The sequence below is a fragment of the Kitasatospora sp. GAS1066B genome, assembly GCF_041262605.1.
Classification (GTDB): domain Bacteria; phylum Actinomycetota; class Actinomycetes; order Streptomycetales; family Streptomycetaceae; genus Kitasatospora.
The window spans coordinates 334382-351478 of sequence record NZ_JBGCCO010000002.1 but is presented as its reverse complement, the minus strand read 5'-3'; the positions used below and the strand labels follow the sequence as shown (position 1 = coordinate 351478).

At 70.4% G+C, this 17097-nt stretch carries 12 protein-coding genes; 9 read left to right on the top strand and 3 right to left on the bottom strand.

What is annotated here, in order from left to right; translation table 11 throughout:
• Positions 1–2 precede the first annotated feature (2 nt).
• The 6 genes from ABH937_RS03225 to ABH937_RS03200 all read left to right on the top strand — a co-directional run bounded on the left by ABH937_RS03225 (position 3) and on the right by ABH937_RS03200 (position 7320).
• Positions 3–3071: a condensation domain-containing protein gene (locus ABH937_RS03225; protein ID WP_370217106.1), complete on the top strand. Its 3069-nt coding sequence runs from the start codon at positions 3–5 to the stop codon at positions 3069–3071.
• 6 nt (positions 3072–3077) lie between these two features.
• Positions 3078–3965, top strand: coding sequence for a TIGR03621 family F420-dependent LLM class oxidoreductase (locus ABH937_RS03220; protein ID WP_280689258.1), 888 nt, complete (start codon positions 3078–3080; stop codon positions 3963–3965).
• 106 nt (positions 3966–4071) lie between these two features.
• Positions 4072–5049, top strand: a complete 978-nt coding sequence (locus tag ABH937_RS03215; RefSeq protein WP_280689259.1) for an aldo/keto reductase — start codon at positions 4072–4074, stop codon at positions 5047–5049.
• 638 nt (positions 5050–5687) lie between these two features.
• The gene (locus tag ABH937_RS03210) at positions 5688–6404 is read left to right on the top strand and encodes a hypothetical protein (RefSeq protein WP_370217103.1); all 717 of its coding nucleotides are present in this window, start codon (positions 5688–5690) and stop codon (positions 6402–6404) included.
• A 71-nt stretch (positions 6405–6475) separates the two neighbouring features.
• On the top strand, positions 6476–7018 hold the full coding sequence (locus ABH937_RS03205; RefSeq protein ID WP_280689261.1) for a hypothetical protein: 543 nt from the start codon (positions 6476–6478) through the stop codon (positions 7016–7018).
• A complete protein-coding gene (locus tag ABH937_RS03200) occupies positions 6910–7320 on the top strand; it encodes a DUF397 domain-containing protein (RefSeq protein ID WP_370146303.1) in 411 nt (136 codons plus the stop codon). The genes ABH937_RS03205 and ABH937_RS03200 overlap by 109 nt, the downstream gene beginning before the upstream one ends.
• Before the next feature lie 621 nt (positions 7321–7941).
• Here ABH937_RS03200 and ABH937_RS03195 read toward each other — a convergent pair.
• The 3 genes from ABH937_RS03195 to ABH937_RS03185 all read right to left on the bottom strand — a co-directional run bounded on the left by ABH937_RS03195 (position 7942) and on the right by ABH937_RS03185 (position 13549).
• Positions 7942–9099, bottom strand: coding sequence for an XRE family transcriptional regulator (locus ABH937_RS03195; protein WP_370217101.1), 1158 nt, complete (start codon positions 9097–9099; stop codon positions 7942–7944).
• 195 nt (positions 9100–9294) lie between these two features.
• Complete coding sequence (locus ABH937_RS03190; protein ID WP_370217100.1) at positions 9295–12267, bottom strand: CBM35 domain-containing protein; 2973 nt, start codon at positions 12265–12267, stop codon at positions 9295–9297.
• A 268-nt stretch (positions 12268–12535) separates the two neighbouring features.
• Positions 12536–13549 (bottom strand): LacI family DNA-binding transcriptional regulator, encoded by a 1014-nt coding sequence (locus tag ABH937_RS03185; protein WP_280693918.1) that lies wholly within the window; start codon positions 13547–13549, stop codon positions 12536–12538.
• A gap of 292 nt (positions 13550–13841) precedes the next feature.
• Here ABH937_RS03185 and ABH937_RS03180 point away from each other — a divergent pair, with 292 nt between their 5' ends.
• From ABH937_RS03180 to ABH937_RS03170, 3 genes are read left to right on the top strand one after another with little or no spacing between them, the layout of a single operon-like run.
• Complete coding sequence (locus ABH937_RS03180; protein ID WP_280693917.1) at positions 13842–15224, top strand: extracellular solute-binding protein; 1383 nt, start codon at positions 13842–13844, stop codon at positions 15222–15224.
• A 15-nt stretch (positions 15225–15239) separates the two neighbouring features.
• Positions 15240–16190, top strand: a complete 951-nt coding sequence (locus tag ABH937_RS03175) for a carbohydrate ABC transporter permease (protein ID WP_370217099.1) — start codon at positions 15240–15242, stop codon at positions 16188–16190.
• 5 nt (positions 16191–16195) lie between these two features.
• Positions 16196–17089, top strand: coding sequence for a carbohydrate ABC transporter permease (locus ABH937_RS03170; RefSeq protein WP_280693915.1), 894 nt, complete (start codon positions 16196–16198; stop codon positions 17087–17089).
• The last annotated feature ends 8 nt before the right edge of the window (positions 17090–17097 follow it).

The window sequence follows — 17097 nt, the reverse complement described above, 5'->3', positions numbered from 1 at the left end:
TGATGGACCAGTCCGTGTCGACCCCGCAACTTCCCCCGACCCAGTTGCCCCCGACCCAGCTCCCCCTGTCGGTCACCCAGGAGGCGATGTGGGTGACCTGGCAGCTCGACCCCGCCAAGTGGGAGCACGTCATCCCGCTCGCCCTGGTGGTCGACGGCACGTTGGAGCTGCCGCGCCTGCGCGGCGCCGTCGCCCAACTGATGCGCCGCCACCCCGCGTTGCGGGCTCGGGTGGCGCGCGGCGCCGACGGGATGTGCCTGGACTGGTCCGGCACCACCGAGGAGACCGTGCCGGTCACCGTGCGCGAGGCGGACGGCTCCCGCACGGCGGCCCTGGCGGCGGCTCGGGTCCCGTTCGACCTGGACGCGGGCCCGCTGAGCCGGGTCGAGCTGCTGACCGGCCGCGACTGGACCGTGCTGGTGATCACGGTGCACCACATCACGCTGGACGGCGCCTCGATCCCCGTCCTGCTGGACGACCTGCGCCGGGCCTACGGGGGCGAGGAGTTGGCGCCACCGGATGACCTCACACCGCTGATCGAGTACGCCCGGCGCTCGCGGGAGGCGGCCGAAGGGGAGAGCGGCGAGCCGCTGCGGGCGTACTGGCGCGAGGCGCTGGCCGAGCTGCCGCCGGCCCGGCCGCTGCCCGCCGCCGACGGGACCGCCGACGACAGGACCGGCGCCGACGACGCGGGTGCCGACGACTCAGCTGCCGACGACGCGCGGCCCTTCACGGTGGACCCGGAGTTGGCCCGACGGGTGCGCGACCGGGCCAAGGAGTTGGGGCACTCCTACTTCACCGTGATGCTCGGCGCGCTCTTCGTCACGCTGCACCACCACACTGGCAGCGCCGACCTGATCATCTCCGCTCCCTACCACGGCCGTTCGGACAAGGCGCTGGACGGACGGGTCGGCTTCTTCGTCAACGTGCTGCCGTTCCGCCAGCGCATCCGCCCGTCGGACAGCTTCGCGGACCTGCTGCGCGAGCTGCACTCGACGGTCCGCGCCGGCCTGCGCCACGGCGGCCTGCCGCTCCCCAGCATCCTGCGCGCCGCGAACCTGCTGGGCCCCGGCGGCCGCCGCCAGACCCACCAGGTGGTCCTGGAGTACTGGAACACCAGCGCCGAAGTCGGCCTCGACGTCTACCACTTCGAACTCGTCGGCGAGCACTCGCGCTGCTCGCTGCACTACCTCGACTCGACGGACATCGCCGACTACCGGTTCATGGTGCAGCTGAACGAGGGCAGCAACGGCAGCCGGATGCTCTGGAAGGACGCGACCGGCTCGGTCGGGCGCGCCACCACCAACGCGCTGGCGCGCGACTTCCTGGCCGTGCTCGCCGACTTCGCGGCCGACCCGCACCGCACCCTGGCCGAGGCCACCGCCTTGCTGCCCGCCGTCACCCACCGCTCGAACCCGGAGACGGAGGCGGCGGCGCCCGAGCCCGCGGTGGACCAGGCATCCGTCTCGGCGAAGACGATCGCGGAGGTCGGGGCGATCTGGACCGAGGTACTGCGGGTCCCGGACCTGCTGCCCGAGGACTCGTTCTTCGAGCTGGGCGGCCACTCGCTGATCGCCGCCACGCTGCTGGCCCGGATCAACGAGCGGCTGGGCGTGGCGCTCACGGTCCGCGAGCTGTTCGGCCACCCCAGGCTCGTCGACATCGCCGAACTCGTGGACCGGCAGCGCACCGCCCCGGCGGCGGTGCCGGCGACCCCGTCCCAGGTCCAGGACGCCGAGTGGGGCGAGGTCTTCCCGGCCGCCGGCTTCCAGGAGGGCATCTGGCTGGCCGAACGCCTGGACCCGAGCCACGCGAGGTACCACATCCCGCTCTCCTGGCGCGTGCACGGGGAGTTGGACCCGGCCCGGCTGCGCGCCGCGCTCGCCCTGCTGGTCGCCCGGCACGAGATCCTGCGCACCCGCTTCGTCGACCACGACGGCCGGCTCTTCCAGGAGGTCGGCCCGGCCTGGGAGCCCGAGTTGGCGCAGGCGGCGCTGACCGCCGCGGCCGCCGCCGACCCGCACCGGTGGCTGCGCGGCTGGTCCGACACCGCCGCCGAGGGCTTCGCGCCCGCCGACGGACGGCTGCTGGCGGCGGGCCTGTTCACGCTGCCCTCCGGCGAGCAACTGCTCGCCCTGTGCGTCCACCACCTGGTGCTCGACGGCGAGTCGGTGCCGCTCCTGCTGAGCGAGCTGGCCCGCTGCCACCAGCAGGCGGGCGGCGACCCGGCCGAACTCCCGCAGCTGCCGCAGCCGCGCCAGTACCGGGAGTTGGTGCACGCCCAGCAGGTCGGCGCGGGCCAGGTGCGGGCCACCGCGGACCTCGGGTACTGGTCCGCCCGGCTGGCCGGCGCCCCCAGCACCCTCGGGCCGGCCACCATCGCCGGCCTCGCCCCCGGCAGCACCGCCCTGCCGCTCGCGGCCGACCTGACCCGGCGGCTGCGCCCGGTCCAGCAGCGCTGGCAGGCCTCGCAGTTCATGGTCACCGCGGCGGCCCTGGCCGCGGCCCTGCACCGCTGGTCGGGCGAAGCCGACCTCACCTTCGGTGTGCCGGTGGCGAACCGGGCGGGCGGCGCTTTCGACGAGGTCCTCGGTCCGTCCCTCAACACCGTGGTACTGCGCTCGCGTTGCACCCCCGGGACGACTCTCGCCGACCTGCTGCGCGCGACTCGCGAGAGCGTGATCGAGGCCTTCGAGCACCAGAGCGCGCCCTTCGACGAGGTGGTCCGCACGCTGCGCCCCCCGCGTACCTCCGGCCGTACCCCCTACGTCGACTGCATGCTCAACAGCGTCAGCACCACCCGCTGGGCCGGCACCCTCGGGGCGGCCCGGCTGGCCTCACTCGATCACGACCTGCCGGACGAGGCGACCAACAAGTTCGGGCTCACCGTGACCTTCACGGCGCGCGAGGACGCGCTGCACGGCACCCTCGCCTACCGGGGCGGCTTCCTCGACGCCGGCGCGGCAGGGAAGTTGGCCGGTGACCTGGCCGACCTGCTGAACCGCTTCCAGGAGCTGAGCGACCTACCAGTCCTCGCCCTCGACCCGACCCAGACCACCGAAACGAGCTGAACTCCCATGCGAAACTTCCGCTTCGGCGTCAACCTGGTCCCCACCGGGGGGCGCCGGCAGTGGTCGGAGAGCTGCCGCAGCGCCGAACGCCTCGGCTACCAGGTGATCGCGGTCCCCGACCACCTCGGCGTGCAGTCCCCGTTCCTCGCCGTGGTCGCCGCGGCCGCCGCCACCGAGCGGATCCGGCTGACCACCTTCGTCCTCAACAGCGGCTTCTGGAACCCGGTCCTGCTGGCCCGCGACCTGCTGACCGCGCACGAGCTGACCGACGGCCGGGTGGAGGCCGGGCTCGGCACCGGCTACGTCCGAGCCGAGTTCGAGACCGCCGGCCTGGACTGGGGCACCGCCGGCAGTCGGGTCGGCCGGCTCTCCGATGCCGCCGCCGCCCTGCGCGGCCTGCTGACCGACCCGCGCGCCCTCGGCTTCGCCCGGCCGACCCAGGCACCACCGCTGCTGATCGGCGGCAACGGCGACCGGGTCCTGCGGCTGGCCGCCCGGCAGGCGGACATCGTCTCCTTCGCCGGCGCCGTCCTCGCGCCCGGCTCGGCCCGCGGCACCCTGCAACTCATCGACGCCGAGGCGATGGACGAGCGGGTGTCGTTCTTCACCGCCGAGGCCGGCCCGCGCGCGGCGGCGGTGGAGCGCAACATCATGGTCCAGACGGTGCTGATCACCGAGGACCGCCGCGCCGCCGCCCAGGCCATGCGGCGCCGCCTCCCCTATCTCACGGCGGAGCAGCTCCTGGAGGTCCCCACCCTGCTGGTCGGCACACCCGCCGAGATCGCCGACACCCTGCTGACCCGCCGGGAGCGCTACGGCATCTCCTACGTGTGCATCCAGGAACGGGACATGACGGCGTTCGCTCCGGTCGTCGAGCTGCTGGCTGGCCGCTGAGCTCGCACCATCGTCACCGTGAGTTTCGGCTTATACTCATGATGTGACGACGACTCAGGTTCGGTCGGCGGCCGCCCGAAGCACCAACCTCCGGAGGGAAGAGCACATGCGCACCACCACACTGGGTACCAAGGGCCCGCAGGTCGGCGTCCTCGGCCTGGGCTGCATGGGCATGAGCTTCGCCTACGACATGGCGGCCCCGCGCGACGACGACACGGCCATCGCGGTGCTCCGCCAGGCCCTGGACCTCGGCATGACGCTGATCGACACCGCCGACGTCTACGGGCCCTTCGCCAACGAGGAGTTGGTCGGCCGCGCGCTGGCCGGCGGCCACCGGGAGCGCGCGGTGCTGGCCACCAAGGTCGGCCTGGTCGTCACCGACCCGACCGGCGGCCCCGACAACTCCCCGCTCTTCGGCAACAACGGGCGCCCCGAGCACATCCGCACCTCGATCGACGCGAGCCTGCGCCGGCTGGGCACCGACCACGTGGACCTCTACCAGTTGCACCGGGTGGACCCGCAGGTTCCGGTCGAGGAGACCTTCGGCGCAATGGCCGAGGCCGTGGCAGCCGGCAAGGCCCGGCATCTCGGCCTGTCCGAGGCGACGGTGGATGAGATCCGGCGGGCCCAGTCGGTGCACCCGGTGGCCTCGGTGCAGTCCGAGTTCTCGCTCTGGACCCGCGACGTGCAGGCCGAGGTGCTGCCGTACTGCCAGGACCAGGGCATCGCCCTACTGCCCTGGTCCCCACTGGGCCAGGGCATCCTGACCGGCCGCTTCGCCTCCTTCGACGAGCTGCCCGAGGACGACTTCCGCCGCCGCCTGCCGCGGTTCCAGCAGGACGTCCTGCGGGACAACCTGGCCATCGTCGCCCAGGTCCGGACGCTCGCCGAGCGCCTGGGCGCCACCCCGGCGCAGGTCGCACTCGCCTGGCTGATGGCACAAGGCCCGCAGGTGATCCCGATCCCCGGGACCAAGACCCCGAAGTACCTGACCGACAACGCCGGCGCGGGCGACCTGGAGCTGAGCGCGACCGACCTCGCCGAGCTCGACGCCCTGCCCACGCCGCACGGCGGGCGGTTCTGACCTGACGCCACGGCAGTTGAGGACGCAGCCGGCACGACGGGCCCGTAGCAAGCACTCACGACTGCTACGGGCCCGGCTGGCTTCTGAATGGTCGTCAACAACCTCGGCTACTCCAGCGGGAGTTCTCCTTCTGCCCTGGTCGGCGGGCTGGGAGTGGGGAGCGTAGCGGGGACGCTGCAGGGGCGGGGTGACGTTCGCGTGGAGGTCGCACGAACAAGTGGCCCCACGTATCCGTCGGCAGATCGTCGAGCACAGCGGTGGGCTCTCCACGGCGCTGTCTCTACATGCGCTGCGGTGAGTCGTGGGTGGGACGTCCTCCTCAAAGCCGTCCCAGCCATGCGCCGGCCTCGTTTCACTCCCCGCCATCAGGCCACATGGAGCAGTCCCACTGGAGCAGTAACTTGGGAACTGCTGGCGACAACCCAACTATCCGTGCCAGTAATCAGGTTGCTAGCTCCCAGGTCGTTCCCCTGCTCAGTCGGGGGCTACCGGAATCGGCCCCTCCTCGGGCGTGTTCACGCCATCCGCAGCGTACGCCTGGTGAGCGACTGTCGAGCAGACGTAGCGTCAATCCCCTGCCGTCACACCAGGCGCACACTGCGCTGGGGGGATGTCGCGGCACACACAGGGGGGCACAGGTGCTCAAGCAGACAGCGATTGCCGTCACGATGTTCACGCTCACAGTTGCGGGGCCGACCGTCGCGAATGCCGCACCGCAACAGACCAACACCACCGCGCAGGCCGTCCACGGGACCGGCGTGCCGTCGGGCGACACGATCAAGGAGGCACTCGCGTCCGGTAAGAAGGTCCGCATCGACGCCGGGATGAAGTACAGCAAGTTCGACTCGGCCGTGGCCGACAGGAACGGCTACAGGATCCTGACCGCGCCGAACGGCGTTCAGTACTCGGTGAAGAAGGACGCCACCGCCACGCAGCTCGACGCCGCGCTGAAGAAGGCCGAGGCGGTCAAGCCGACACCTGCTGCCGAGGGTTCCGTAGTACCGAACGTCTCCACCGAGTTGTGGGGAGACTGCGGCGGGGCCTTCCTGGAGTTCGACCCGTGGGGCGGCGGCACCGTTGCCGGCGACCTGTACACCGGCTTCACAATGACCGAAAGCGCCACCAACTACTTCAGCTGGGACGTCACCCTCGTGGACCCAGGCGGCGTGAGCAACCAGGAGTGGCCCCCGGAGAGGATCGGGACCACCAACGGCTGGAGTGACCACCGCGCATTGCGGCACCTGTCCGCGGGAGCTGCCTACTCGGAGATCAACCCCACCTACTCCTGGGCTCTACTGGTAGACGGCGGCACCTGCACGGCGGGTCCCGCCACCGTGCACTACACAATCAGCTAGCAGGACAGACAGACTGGCAGGGCCGGGAGTTCGTGACTCCCGGCCCTGTCCCAGCTCTACCGGAGGCACCTATGTACCGAAGCACCGGCCGACCGCTGCCCTCACCCGACGAGGGAGGCGACGAGGGTCAACTGCGGCGCTTCGGAAAGCCCGTGGCGTTCCTGCCCGACCCGCCGGCCGCCTGGACGCGCACCCTGGGGCAGGGCGGCGCCGACGGGTACCCGTGGTCGCTGGACGTGAAGTACCAGGCACGCCGCGTTCCACAGGTCATCGTGCGCACGATCCGGGAACTGCCCGAGACGGTGCGGGTACGGCCCCTGGATGACCTCGCCTCCCCCCTCGCGGTGTTCCTCAACGAGCGGGCAGTCCAGGACGGCGAGGCGCCACTCGCCCGCCACCAGCGGCTGCCCGACCTGGTGCGGGAGTGCCGGGCCGTCGAGGAGAGTCCGGCGGTGCTGTCGGTGGACGGGCACGAGGCGGAGGCCATCGAGATCAGGCTGAGCGGGTGCTTCGCCGTCCGGGCTCGCCTGGCGGAGGTGACCGTCATCGTGTGCGGCGAGGACAACTACCGCAGCAGCGAAGTCGTCCTACGGGTCGCGCAACGGGAAGTCTGACGTTCCGCTCTGCGGTTGGACGATCTCCGTCTACGCCGCGAGGGCGTAACCTTGCAGCTGCCAGCAGTGGAAAGTGCGTTGAGGCGGCACCCAACTTTCCCGGCGCGGTCCCGGTCCGTGACTCCAAGGACCCCAGCGGCGGCGCCCTGCTCCGTGTACGTCACGTGCTGCTCTCCTCCGTTGCGGTAGTTGCGGCATCGGTTCGGCGCGCCGATCGGATGGTGAGGTGGCGCCGGCCGCTGCCGGGGCACGCGATGGTGTGGACGTTGGGCGTGGTGCTGCGGCACTCACACGGGCCGTGAGCGCCGTGCCGGCGCCAGCGGGCCGCCCGGTGTAGCCGGGAAGGGCGATCGTCGCGCTGACGACCTTGCCGGCGCCGTCCGGGCGCCAGCTCCACGCGATCGTCTCGGCGTCGACCACCGCGAGTCCTCGGCCGGCAGTGCCGTCCGCGTAGGGGTCGCGCGGCCTGGGAGGCTTCGGCGAGCCGTCGGCGACCAGGACGGCGAGGTCCGGCATCACCTGCGTGCCGCAGGGCGTTCGTGACCAGTTCGGCGATGACACAGCGGATCGCGGCGGCGGTCTCCTCCGGCAGCTCCTCGGGGCACCAGGCGCGGGCGGCAGCGACTGCGCGCCGGCGGGATGCGGCGACGGCCGCCATGTCGCCGGGCTGAACGGTCCAGGATTCCTCGCGGACCGGCCACGGGGAGGCGTCAGTCGGGGTGGTCATCTGCGGCCCCCGGTGGGGTGCCTTTGGTCCTTCATGAGGCGTGCGAGGAACGCGACGCGGGTCGCGGCGGCGCGTTGATGACTGGTCATCAGCATGCGCCTACTGTTGCCCGCCCGCCACGATCGGTGAACGGATGGGGCGTATCACTTCCGGAAGTCGTACCGCAGCCGAGTGATACGCCCCATATCACTCTCCGTCAGCTGATGATCACAGAAGTCCCGAGGATGCTCGACAGCTTCCGCAGCTTGGCCGTGGTCGCGCTGCCCGCGCTCGCCTTCTGCGCGACCACCCCGGGCAGTGCCTGGTGCCGGGCCCAACCGGGCGCACCCGAACACACGTCAAGGAGTGTGTCCAAGGCGGTGTCGCCCTGCCGGGTGTCGGCCTGCGCGAGGGCGACGTCCAGCATCATCCGGTTGCGGGCCGACGGAGTGAGGCCGGACAGGTCACCCATCGAGTCGAACAGCCCGAGCGCCTTGGCGGGACGCCCGGTGGAAACGGTGATGCCGATGGCCTGCGCGGTGACCGTGGTCGGCCCGAACGCCGTGCCGTTCACGGTCACGTCCCGGCCCATCCGGGCCGCGACCGCATGCCCTTGTGACAACAGGTCGTCGGCGCCGTCCACGTTCCCCTGACGGGCTGCGACGACGGCCGCGAAGGTGACGTGCCACCCGTAGGTGGCCAACAACCCCAGGTCACGATCCCCGTAGCGGGGTTCGATGTTCTCGTACGATGCCCGCGCGGTCTGTTCGGCCTGGTCGAGCCGGGCATCGCGCAGATAGATCCACGACCGCCCCGAGGCGACCATGGCGGCGCGGATCGTGTCGCCGGCGCTTTCGGCCTGGTGCTGTGCATGCCCGATACCCGCGTACGCGAGATCGCGGGCACCGAACTGGTTGGCCACGTAGGCGGCGAGGCGGTAGGCGTCCGCCAGGATGCCGGCCGCCGCGCCCCGCTGGTCGGGCGGTGCGGACCGCAGTGCGGCGGCAGCTTCACGCAGCGCCGGGGCGATACGGACACCGGAGCCCACGAAGTCGCCGGCGCGGTACGTCTCCCAAGCGGCCGTGAGGACGCCGGCGAGTTCGCTCGGGGTGGGTGGCACGGTGTCGACGCCGACCCCGGCGGCGGTGTCGTGGACGGCCCGGGAAAGCTCACGCATCATCGCCCGGTCCGCTCCGCGCATCGCCCGGCGCGGCGCCTGCTGCCCGAGGATCACCGACACGTCGGTGTTCAGCGCGGCCGAGACCTTGAGCAGGGTCTGAAGGCTTCCGCCGAGGTCGCGTTCGGCCTTGCGGATCGTCGGCACGGAAAGAAGTTTGATCCGCTCGCCTGTTGTGTAGTCACTCCACTGCGTCATGCTGGTCCCTTTCCGGGCGCGTGGCCGTACTCGGAAGGTACCCCGCCTCCGTGGGCGGGTGGACACGATCCGGCTCACCTCGGTCCAGGTCGCGCTCAAGCAGCGTCAATCCAAGGGAAGCGACGGGGCCCGTAGCAGCGCGCACGGCAGCTACGGGCCCTGACTCATGACTGACGGATCGTCAACATCCCGTGCCTAGAACCCGCTGTCCCCCGGTCCGCGGTTGATGGTGTAGTTGCCCGCATTGTTGAGGCCACCCGAGCCGGTGCCGGAGACCGTGACGTCGGTGGCGGTCATGCTGCCGGTCACGTCGGAGATGTCGATGCCGTAGGTGCCGGCTCCGTTGATCGCCAGCTGATCGAGCGTCAGATTGCTGATCTGCTTGGCGTAGCTGAGCAGCACACCCTGGTAACTGGCCTTGCTGATGGTGTTGTTCAGCACGGTGACCGGCTGCGTGATGTCGTCCTGGTTGGCGTAGATCCACAGCGCGCCGAGCGAGGAGCCCCAGTTGGTGTTGTAGGAGCCCGCGCGGATCATGGCGTTGCCGCTGACGGTGGTGGGCCCGGAGAAGCCGGCGCCGAAGGCGGTGCTGATGGTGATGCCGGAGCCGAAGGCGACCGTGTCGGAGACCCGGTTGTTCTCGACCGTGGTGTTCGCGCCGCCGTAGACGCCGATGCCGTTGGCCTGGATCGGGCTGCTCACCGTGTTGTTGGCGAGCACGCAGCCGGTGACGTTGCCGTTCTGGGTGGTCAGCGCCAGCTCGTCGTCCCCGGTGTTGCGCACCACCGACTGGTCGGCGCGGGAGTTGAAGGTGCCGCCGTTGAAATGCAGGCCGTCGGCGAAGACGTCGCGGATCCGGGCCCCGACCACGTACAGGCCGTTTCCGGAGTCGGTCCAGACGCCGACCTTGGTGTGCTCGATCCACACGTCGTAGATCAGTGATCCGGCGCCGAAGTTGCCCTCGATGCCGGCCGCGCCCGCGTCGTTGTTGCGGAAGGTCTGGTCGCCGGCCATGGTCAGGTCGGCGACCTGGTTGGTGCCGCCGGTGGCCATCAGTCCGCCTGAGCCGTTGGGCGCGGTGGACTGGATCGTGGTGTACCACTCCCCCGCGCCGCGCATCGAGACGTTGTTCAGGCTCAGCTGACCGGAGATCAGGTAGGTGCCCGACGGGAACCAGAGGCCCTGGCCGGTGCCGGAGACGGCGGCGAGCGCGCTGTTGATCGCCGAGGTCTGGTCGGCGCCGCTGTTCGGGGTGACGCCGTAGTTGGTGACCGGGACGTAGCCGCTGGGCATGCCGAACGCCGGGTCGACCTGCTCGGTGTCGACCACGTCGATCGTGTAGGAGGCGGCGGTGTCGGCCGCGTCCTTCTGCAGCTTCAGCACGGTGCCGGCCGGCCAGTTGCCGATCAGCGCCCGGGTCTCGTCGAAGAAGTGGTGGGCCGGGCCGCTGCTGGGCGTGTGGGTGTCGTAGTAGCCGCCGCCGTAGAGCCAGGAGTACTGGGTGGTCAGGCTCAGGTCCTGGATCTTGCTGCCACCCGCGTAGAGCGCCAGCGGGGCGGTGGCGGTGGACCCGTCGGAGTTGTCCGGGATCGAGTAGCGCAACACGATCGAGTTGGTCGGCTGGGTGAGGGTGAACTGCACGTACTGGCCGGTGGCGGTGAGTTGGACGGCCTGCCGGCCGGTCGACTCGGCCTGCAGGCTCGGGTAGCTGATGCTGTAGGGCAGCACGGTCCCGTTGGTCTGCGCGGACGCGGCCGCGTACTCGGTGTACGGCACGGTCGCGCCCTGCGCGGCGAGCGCGCTGCCGCCGTTGACGGCGACGTTGTCGATGGCGAGGTTGCCGCTGTCCCCGGGGTCGGTCCGGTAGCCGATCAGGTTGACCCCCGAGCGCAACGTGAGGTTCTGCACGGCGGTCAGCCAGCCGCTGCCGGCCGGCAGGCTGAGCTGCCCGTTCCGGACGCCGTTCAGGTGGAGCGAGATGGTCTGGGTGGTGCCGGTGGTGTTGGCGTAGGCCAGGGTGACGGGGTAGCTGCCTGCTGACGGCACGTCGACGGTGAGGTCGACCAGCGCGCCCTGGGTGGTGAAGCCGGTCAGGTAGCCGCTGCCGGTGTAGCCGGGGATCGAGGTGGCCACGGACGGGCCGCCGGTGTAGAAGGCGGTGGCCGCCTGGTACTGCTGGCCTCCGGAGCCGCCGCCCCCGGAGGAGGAGCTGCCCGAGGAGGTGACGGTGATGTTGTCGAGGTTGACGTTGCCGCTGTCGGTGCTGTCGAACTTGTAGCCGATGGTGTTGCCGCCGGCGTTCAGGGTGAGGTTGTCGGTGACGGTGGTCCAGGTGTTCCAGTCGGCGGTGGCCGGGAGTTGGTCCTGCTGGATCTTCGCGCCGTTGACGTAGACGGAGAGCGTCATGGTCGCGGTGGTGCCGTTCGCGTAGCGCAGCGCCACCGGGGTCGGGCCGGCGTTCGCGACGGTGACGGTGAAGACGGTGTCGGCGGCACCCTTGTTCGCGTCGGTGTACCCGCCGACGAAACCGCTTCCGGTGTAGCCGGTGTGGTCGCTCGCGACCACCGCGCCGCCGGACAGCGCGGCGTTCTCGGCCTCGTACTGGCCCGGCGGGGGCGGCGGGACCGGGGCCAGGGTGAGGTTGTCGAGGTTGACGTTGCCGCTGTCGGTGGTGTCGAACTTGTAGCCGATGGTGTTGCCGCCGGCGTTCAGCTGGACGGTGGCGGGCAGCGTGGTCCAGGTGTTCCAGTCGGCCGTGGCGGGCAGCGAGAGCTGGGTGGTCTTGTTGCCGTTGACGTAGAGCGAGAGCGTCATGGTGGCGGTGGTGCCGTTGGCGTAGCGCAGCGAGGCGGTGTAGGCCCCGGCGCCGGCGGCGCTGACGGTGAAGACCGTGTCGGCGGTGCCCTTGTTCGCGTCGGTGTACCCGCCGACGAAACCGCTTCCGGTGTAGCCGGTGTGGTCGCTCGCGACCACCGCGCCGCCGGACAGCGCGGCGTTCTCGGCCTCGTAGACGGTACTGGAGGCCGAGGCCGAGGTGACCGACCAGGTGGCGAGCGCGAGCAGCAGGGCGAGCAGGGTGAGCAGGACTGCGGGGACCGGCGTGAGGCGCGATCGGCCGGCCCTCGCGGCGGGCGTGGGGGTGGCGGGGGAGGAGGGGGAGGCGGACATGACGCTCCTGGGGGTGGGAGAAGCGCAGCGAAGTCACCGGAACAGTAGACCTGCCGATTAATGTCCGCAATATTCCGCGTAAAAGAAGAAAAGAAAGAACTGGCCTAGCGCCTGACGGTCCATCAGCTTTCGCCGACCGCGATCGCATGCGCTGCGGTCGCGACTTTCGTCCCGCCGACACGCCGCCGGCCTGGGCACCTGCGGTCCGCAGGCGCCCAGCGCGCGGCCCCGGCTGCCCGCCCGTCGGTTTCCCGAGCGAAAAGAGCCGCTATTCGCGGTTCGGTTCTTGCGCGATCTGAACACGCGCCGGGGCGGTGGACCCCCGGACCACGAGCTCTGGCGCGTGCAGCAGTTCCTTGGGGGTCGGAGCACCGCCCTGGACCTGGTTGACGAGCAGCGCGACGGCGGCCCTGGCCATCGCGTCGATCGGCTGGCGCAGGGTGGTCAGCGGCGGGTCGGTGTAGTTCATGAAGGCCGAGTCGTCGTAGCCGACCACCGAGATGTCACCGGGGACGTCGAGTCCGGCCCGCCGGGCCGCGCGGATCGCGCCGAGCGCCAGGATGTCGCTGCCGCAGATCAGCGCGCCGGCGCCGGCCCGGATCAACTCCCCCGCGGTGGCCTGGCCGCCCTCGAAGGAGAAGAGCGCGTGACCGATGCGTCCGGTGATGTCCAGTCCCGCACGGGCGGCCAGCGCGGTGAACGCGGCGATCTTGCGCTGTGAGGGGATGTGCTCCTCGGAGCCGACCATCAGGGCGATCCTGCGGTGGCCGAGCGCGCGCAGATGCCCGAAGGCCTGCTCGACGGCCGAGCCGTCGTCGGTGGAGACCTGCGGGAACCCCAGGTGGTCGACGGCCGCGTTGAGCAGCACCACCGGCACGCCCCGGTCCAGCAGTTGCCGGTGCTCGTCGACGCTCAGCCCACCGCAGAACACCACGCCGGAGACCTGCTGGTCCAGCAGCATGGTCACGTACTCGGCCTCGGTCAGCCCGCCGGCCGAGCGGGTGCAGAGCACCGGGGTGTAGCCGAGCTGGACCAGGGCCCCGCCGACCACCTCAGCCAGCGCCGGGAAGATCGGGTTCTGCAGCTCGGGCAGCACCAGGCCGACCAACCGCGCCCGCACGCCGCGCAGTTGGCTGGGCCGCTCGTACCCGAGCACGTCCAGCGCGGTCAGCACGGCCTGCCGGGTCGCGTCCGAGACACCCGGCCTGCCGTTCAGCACACGGCTCACCGTGGCCTCGCTCACTCCGACCCTGCTGGCGACTTCCGCGAGTCTACGAGTCACAGACATGACTATGTCACGAATCTGCACTGGTTTGCGTAGGTGCGTGCAGCAAGATCGCTGAACTGTCTCGTTCTTGCGTCAATGCGTCGGCCTATTGCAGCCATGTTTCCGAGGCCGTACCTTGGCAGCACGCCGGACCGACCCGCCGCCCGTACCACGGCTGCGAGGGAGCCCGGGGGTCGAAGCCGCCGGCCCCGAGGCGTCGCCGTGCGATCCGTCCTGTCGTCAGCTGACGGGCACCGCACGGCAGTTGGCGGCCACCGCAGCGAACCTCAGCACCAGGGGACCTCAGATGACCGGTAAGTCGACGGGCGGCAGAGCCCGGATCACCCTCGCCATCGCCTTCGCAGCGGGCCTTGCGCTGACCACCGGCGCGTGCAGCAGCTCGGGCAGCAGCTCCGCCGCCGGCAACGACAGCGGCAAGGTCACCATCAGCGTCGGCTGCGAGCCGCCCACCTCGCAGGCCCAGCCGCGGGCCAACTGGCTGGCCGACGTCACCGCCTTCGAGAAGCTCAACCCGAACATCACGGTCAACGGCGACGACACCAACCCGTGCGACGACCCGGCGACCTTCAACGCCAAGCTGGCCAGCGGCAAGACCGACAACGTCTTCTACACCTACTTCACCGACGGTGCCAACGTGGTGAGTTCGGGGCAGGCCGCCGACATCCAGAAGTACGCCGGCCAGATCGCCGGACTGTCCGACATCCAGTCCTCGCTCCTGAACATCTACCGCAAGGACGGCTCCGGCGACCTCTACGGCATCCCCAAGGGCAACTACAGCCTCGGTCTGGTCTACAACAAGACGCTCTTCCAGCAGGCCGGGCTCGACCCCAACTCACCACCCACCAGCTGGGACCAGGTCGAGGCCGACGCCGTCGCGATCGCCAAGCTGGGCGGCGGCACCGTCGGCTACGCCGACTACAGCGCCGCCAACACCGGCGGCTGGCACTTCGCCGCCGAGCTCTACTCGCGCGGCGGCACCATGGTCACCCCCGACGGCAAGTCCGCCGCCTTCGACGACGCGAACGGCCTGGCCGTGCTGCAGTTCCTGCACAAGCTGCGCTTCACCGACAACGCGATGGGCACCAAGCAGGGCCTGCAGTACAACGACCTGCTGCAGATGATGGCCGGCGGCAAGCTGGGCATGTACGTCGGCGACCCGGTCACCCTGACCACCATGCACGACCAGTACGGCACCGCCTACGACGGCCTGGGGGTGGGCCCGATGCCCGGCAGGACGGCGACCCTGGTCGGCGGCGACGGCTACATGTTCAACAAGAAGGACACGCCCGCCCAGATCCAGGCCGGCATCAAGTTCCTCAACTACGAGTTCCTGACCTCGGGAACCGGCCAGTTCGACTACGCGCGCAAGGCCGGCGAGAAGGAGCCGGTCGGCCTGCCCGAGCCGGACCTGTGGAGCGGCGCCACGGCCACCGCCGACGCGGCCAACGTGGCCAAGTACGCCAACCTGCCCACCCAGAACTTCGCCACCTACGTGGCCGCGCTGCCCTCGATGAAGCTGCTGGTCGAGCCGCCGCAGGCGCAGGCCATCTACGCGCAGGGCGACAAGGCGATGAACACCGCGCTGACCGACCCGAACGCCAACCTCCAGCAGCTGCTGGACACCTTCAAGGCACAGACCAACTCGATCCTGAGCAACGCCCAGCAGTAGGGACCGGACTCCACCATGGCGACGCTCAACCTGACCCGCGCCCTGGCCGCGGACGCCGCGCGGGCCGCCCGAACGGGGCGGCCGCGCGGCTCCCTGGGTCGCGAACTGCGCCGCAACACCACGGCCTACCTGTTCCTGGCCGGAGCGATCATCTGCTTCGCGCTCTTCTCCTGGTACCCGATGATCCGCGAAGTGATCATGAGCTTCCAGAAGAGCAACTTCGCGGGCGAGACCTCCTGGGTGGGGCTGCGCAACTACCGGCACATCCTGGCCGACCCCGACTTCTGGAGCGCCTGGCGGACCACCGGGCTGTTCACGCTCTTCGCCCTCGTCCTCGGCTATGCGGTGCCCTTCTTCACCGCGATCGTCATCAACGAACTGCGGCACGCGCGCTCCTACTTCCGGCTGCTGGTCTACCTGCCGGTGATGATGCCGCCGGTCGCGGCGGCCTTCCTCTGGCGCTGGTTCTACACCCCGGACAGCAGCGGCCTGTTCAACGCGCTGCTGCACGTGCTGCACCTGCCCGGTGTGCAGTGGCTGCAGTCCTCGCACGCCCTGGCGGTGCTCTGCCTGGTGATGTTCTCCACCTGGATCAACATGGGCGGCACGGTGCTGATCTACCTCGCCGCACTGCAGGGCATCCCCGGCGAGCTGTACGAGGCGGCCGAGATCGACGGCGCCGGCCTGCTGCGCCGGATCTGGCACGTGACGGTGCCGCAGACCCGCCTGGTCCTGTCGCTGATGCTGCTGCTGCAGATCATCGGCACCGCGCAGGTCTTCATGGAGCCCTACGTGATCACCGGCGCCGCGAACAACACCACCTCGGTGGTCTACCTGATCTACCAGTACGCCTTCGCCTACAACAACTACGGCAGCGCCAGCGCGCTGGGCGTGCTGCTCCTGCTGGTCCTGTCCGGATTCGCCGGCGGCTACCTCTGGCTCAGCCGCCGCACGGGTGAGGAGTGAGAGCCGTGGCACGAACGCCGGACACCGTGACCCGCACCCTGGTCTCGCCCGCACAACTGGCCCGCCCGCTCGGGCGCACCGCGTACTGGAGCGTCTTCTGGATCCTGGCCGTGCTCTTCGCGCTGGTCTTCCTCTTCCCGCTCTACTGGATGATCAGCGGCGGGCTGAAGTCCCCGCAGGAGATCATCCGCACCCCACCGACACTGGTGCCGGCGGCGCCCGCCGCGCACAACTACCTGACCGCCTGGCAGGACGGCGACCTGGGCCGGCTGATCGGCAACACGGCCCTCTACGCGCTCGGCGCCCTCGGGTTCCAGCTGGTGTTCGACGTCGCCGCGGCGTACGCCTTCTCCAAGCTGCGCCCGGTCTTCGGCAACCTGGTGCTCTTCGCGATGCTGGCGACGCTGATGATCCCCACCACCGTGATCGCGCTGCCCGAGTACCTGACCGCGAACAACCTCCCCTTCCTGCACATCAGTCTGCTCAACACCCCGTGGGCGATCTGGCTGCCGTCGGTCACCAACGCCTTCAACATCTTCCTGTTGAAGCGGTTCTTCGACTCGATCCCCACCGACCTGCTGGCCGCCGCCGCCATCGACGGCGCGGGGCCGCTGCGCACGCTCTGGTCGGTGGTGCTGCCGATCTCCCGGCCGATCCTCGGGGTGGTCTCGATCTTCGCCGTGGTCGGGGTCTGGAAGGACTTCCTGTGGCCGCTGCTGGTGCTCACCGACACCTCCGCGCAGACGGTCAACATCGGCCTGCGCCAGCTCAGTTCGGGGCTTCCGCAGAACGTGCTGATCGCCGCCCTGGCGATCGCCTCGGTCCCGACGATCGTCTTCTTCCTGATCTTCCAGCGCAACATCATGTCCGGACTGACCGCCGGCGCCACCAAGGGCTGAGCAGATTC

What these genes read in the sequence shown, in the direction of transcription:
- ABH937_RS03225 (WP_370217106.1), top strand. Translation starts at nt 3, where the DNA reads ATGGACCAGTCCGTGTCGACCCCGCAACTTCCCCCGACCCAGTTGCCC.
- ABH937_RS03220 (WP_280689258.1), top strand. Translation starts at nt 3,078, where the DNA reads ATGCGAAACTTCCGCTTCGGCGTCAACCTGGTCCCCACCGGGGGGCGC.
- ABH937_RS03215 (WP_280689259.1), top strand. Translation starts at nt 4,072, where the DNA reads ATGCGCACCACCACACTGGGTACCAAGGGCCCGCAGGTCGGCGTCCTC.
- ABH937_RS03205 (WP_280689261.1), top strand. Translation starts at nt 6,476, where the DNA reads ATGTACCGAAGCACCGGCCGACCGCTGCCCTCACCCGACGAGGGAGGC.
- ABH937_RS03195 (WP_370217101.1), bottom strand. Translation starts at nt 9,099, where the DNA reads ATGACGCAGTGGAGTGACTACACAACAGGCGAGCGGATCAAACTTCTT.
- ABH937_RS03190 (WP_370217100.1), bottom strand. Translation starts at nt 12,267, where the DNA reads ATGTCCGCCTCCCCCTCCTCCCCCGCCACCCCCACGCCCGCCGCGAGG.
- ABH937_RS03180 (WP_280693917.1), top strand. Translation starts at nt 13,842, where the DNA reads ATGACCGGTAAGTCGACGGGCGGCAGAGCCCGGATCACCCTCGCCATC.
- ABH937_RS03175 (WP_370217099.1), top strand. Translation starts at nt 15,240, where the DNA reads ATGGCGACGCTCAACCTGACCCGCGCCCTGGCCGCGGACGCCGCGCGG.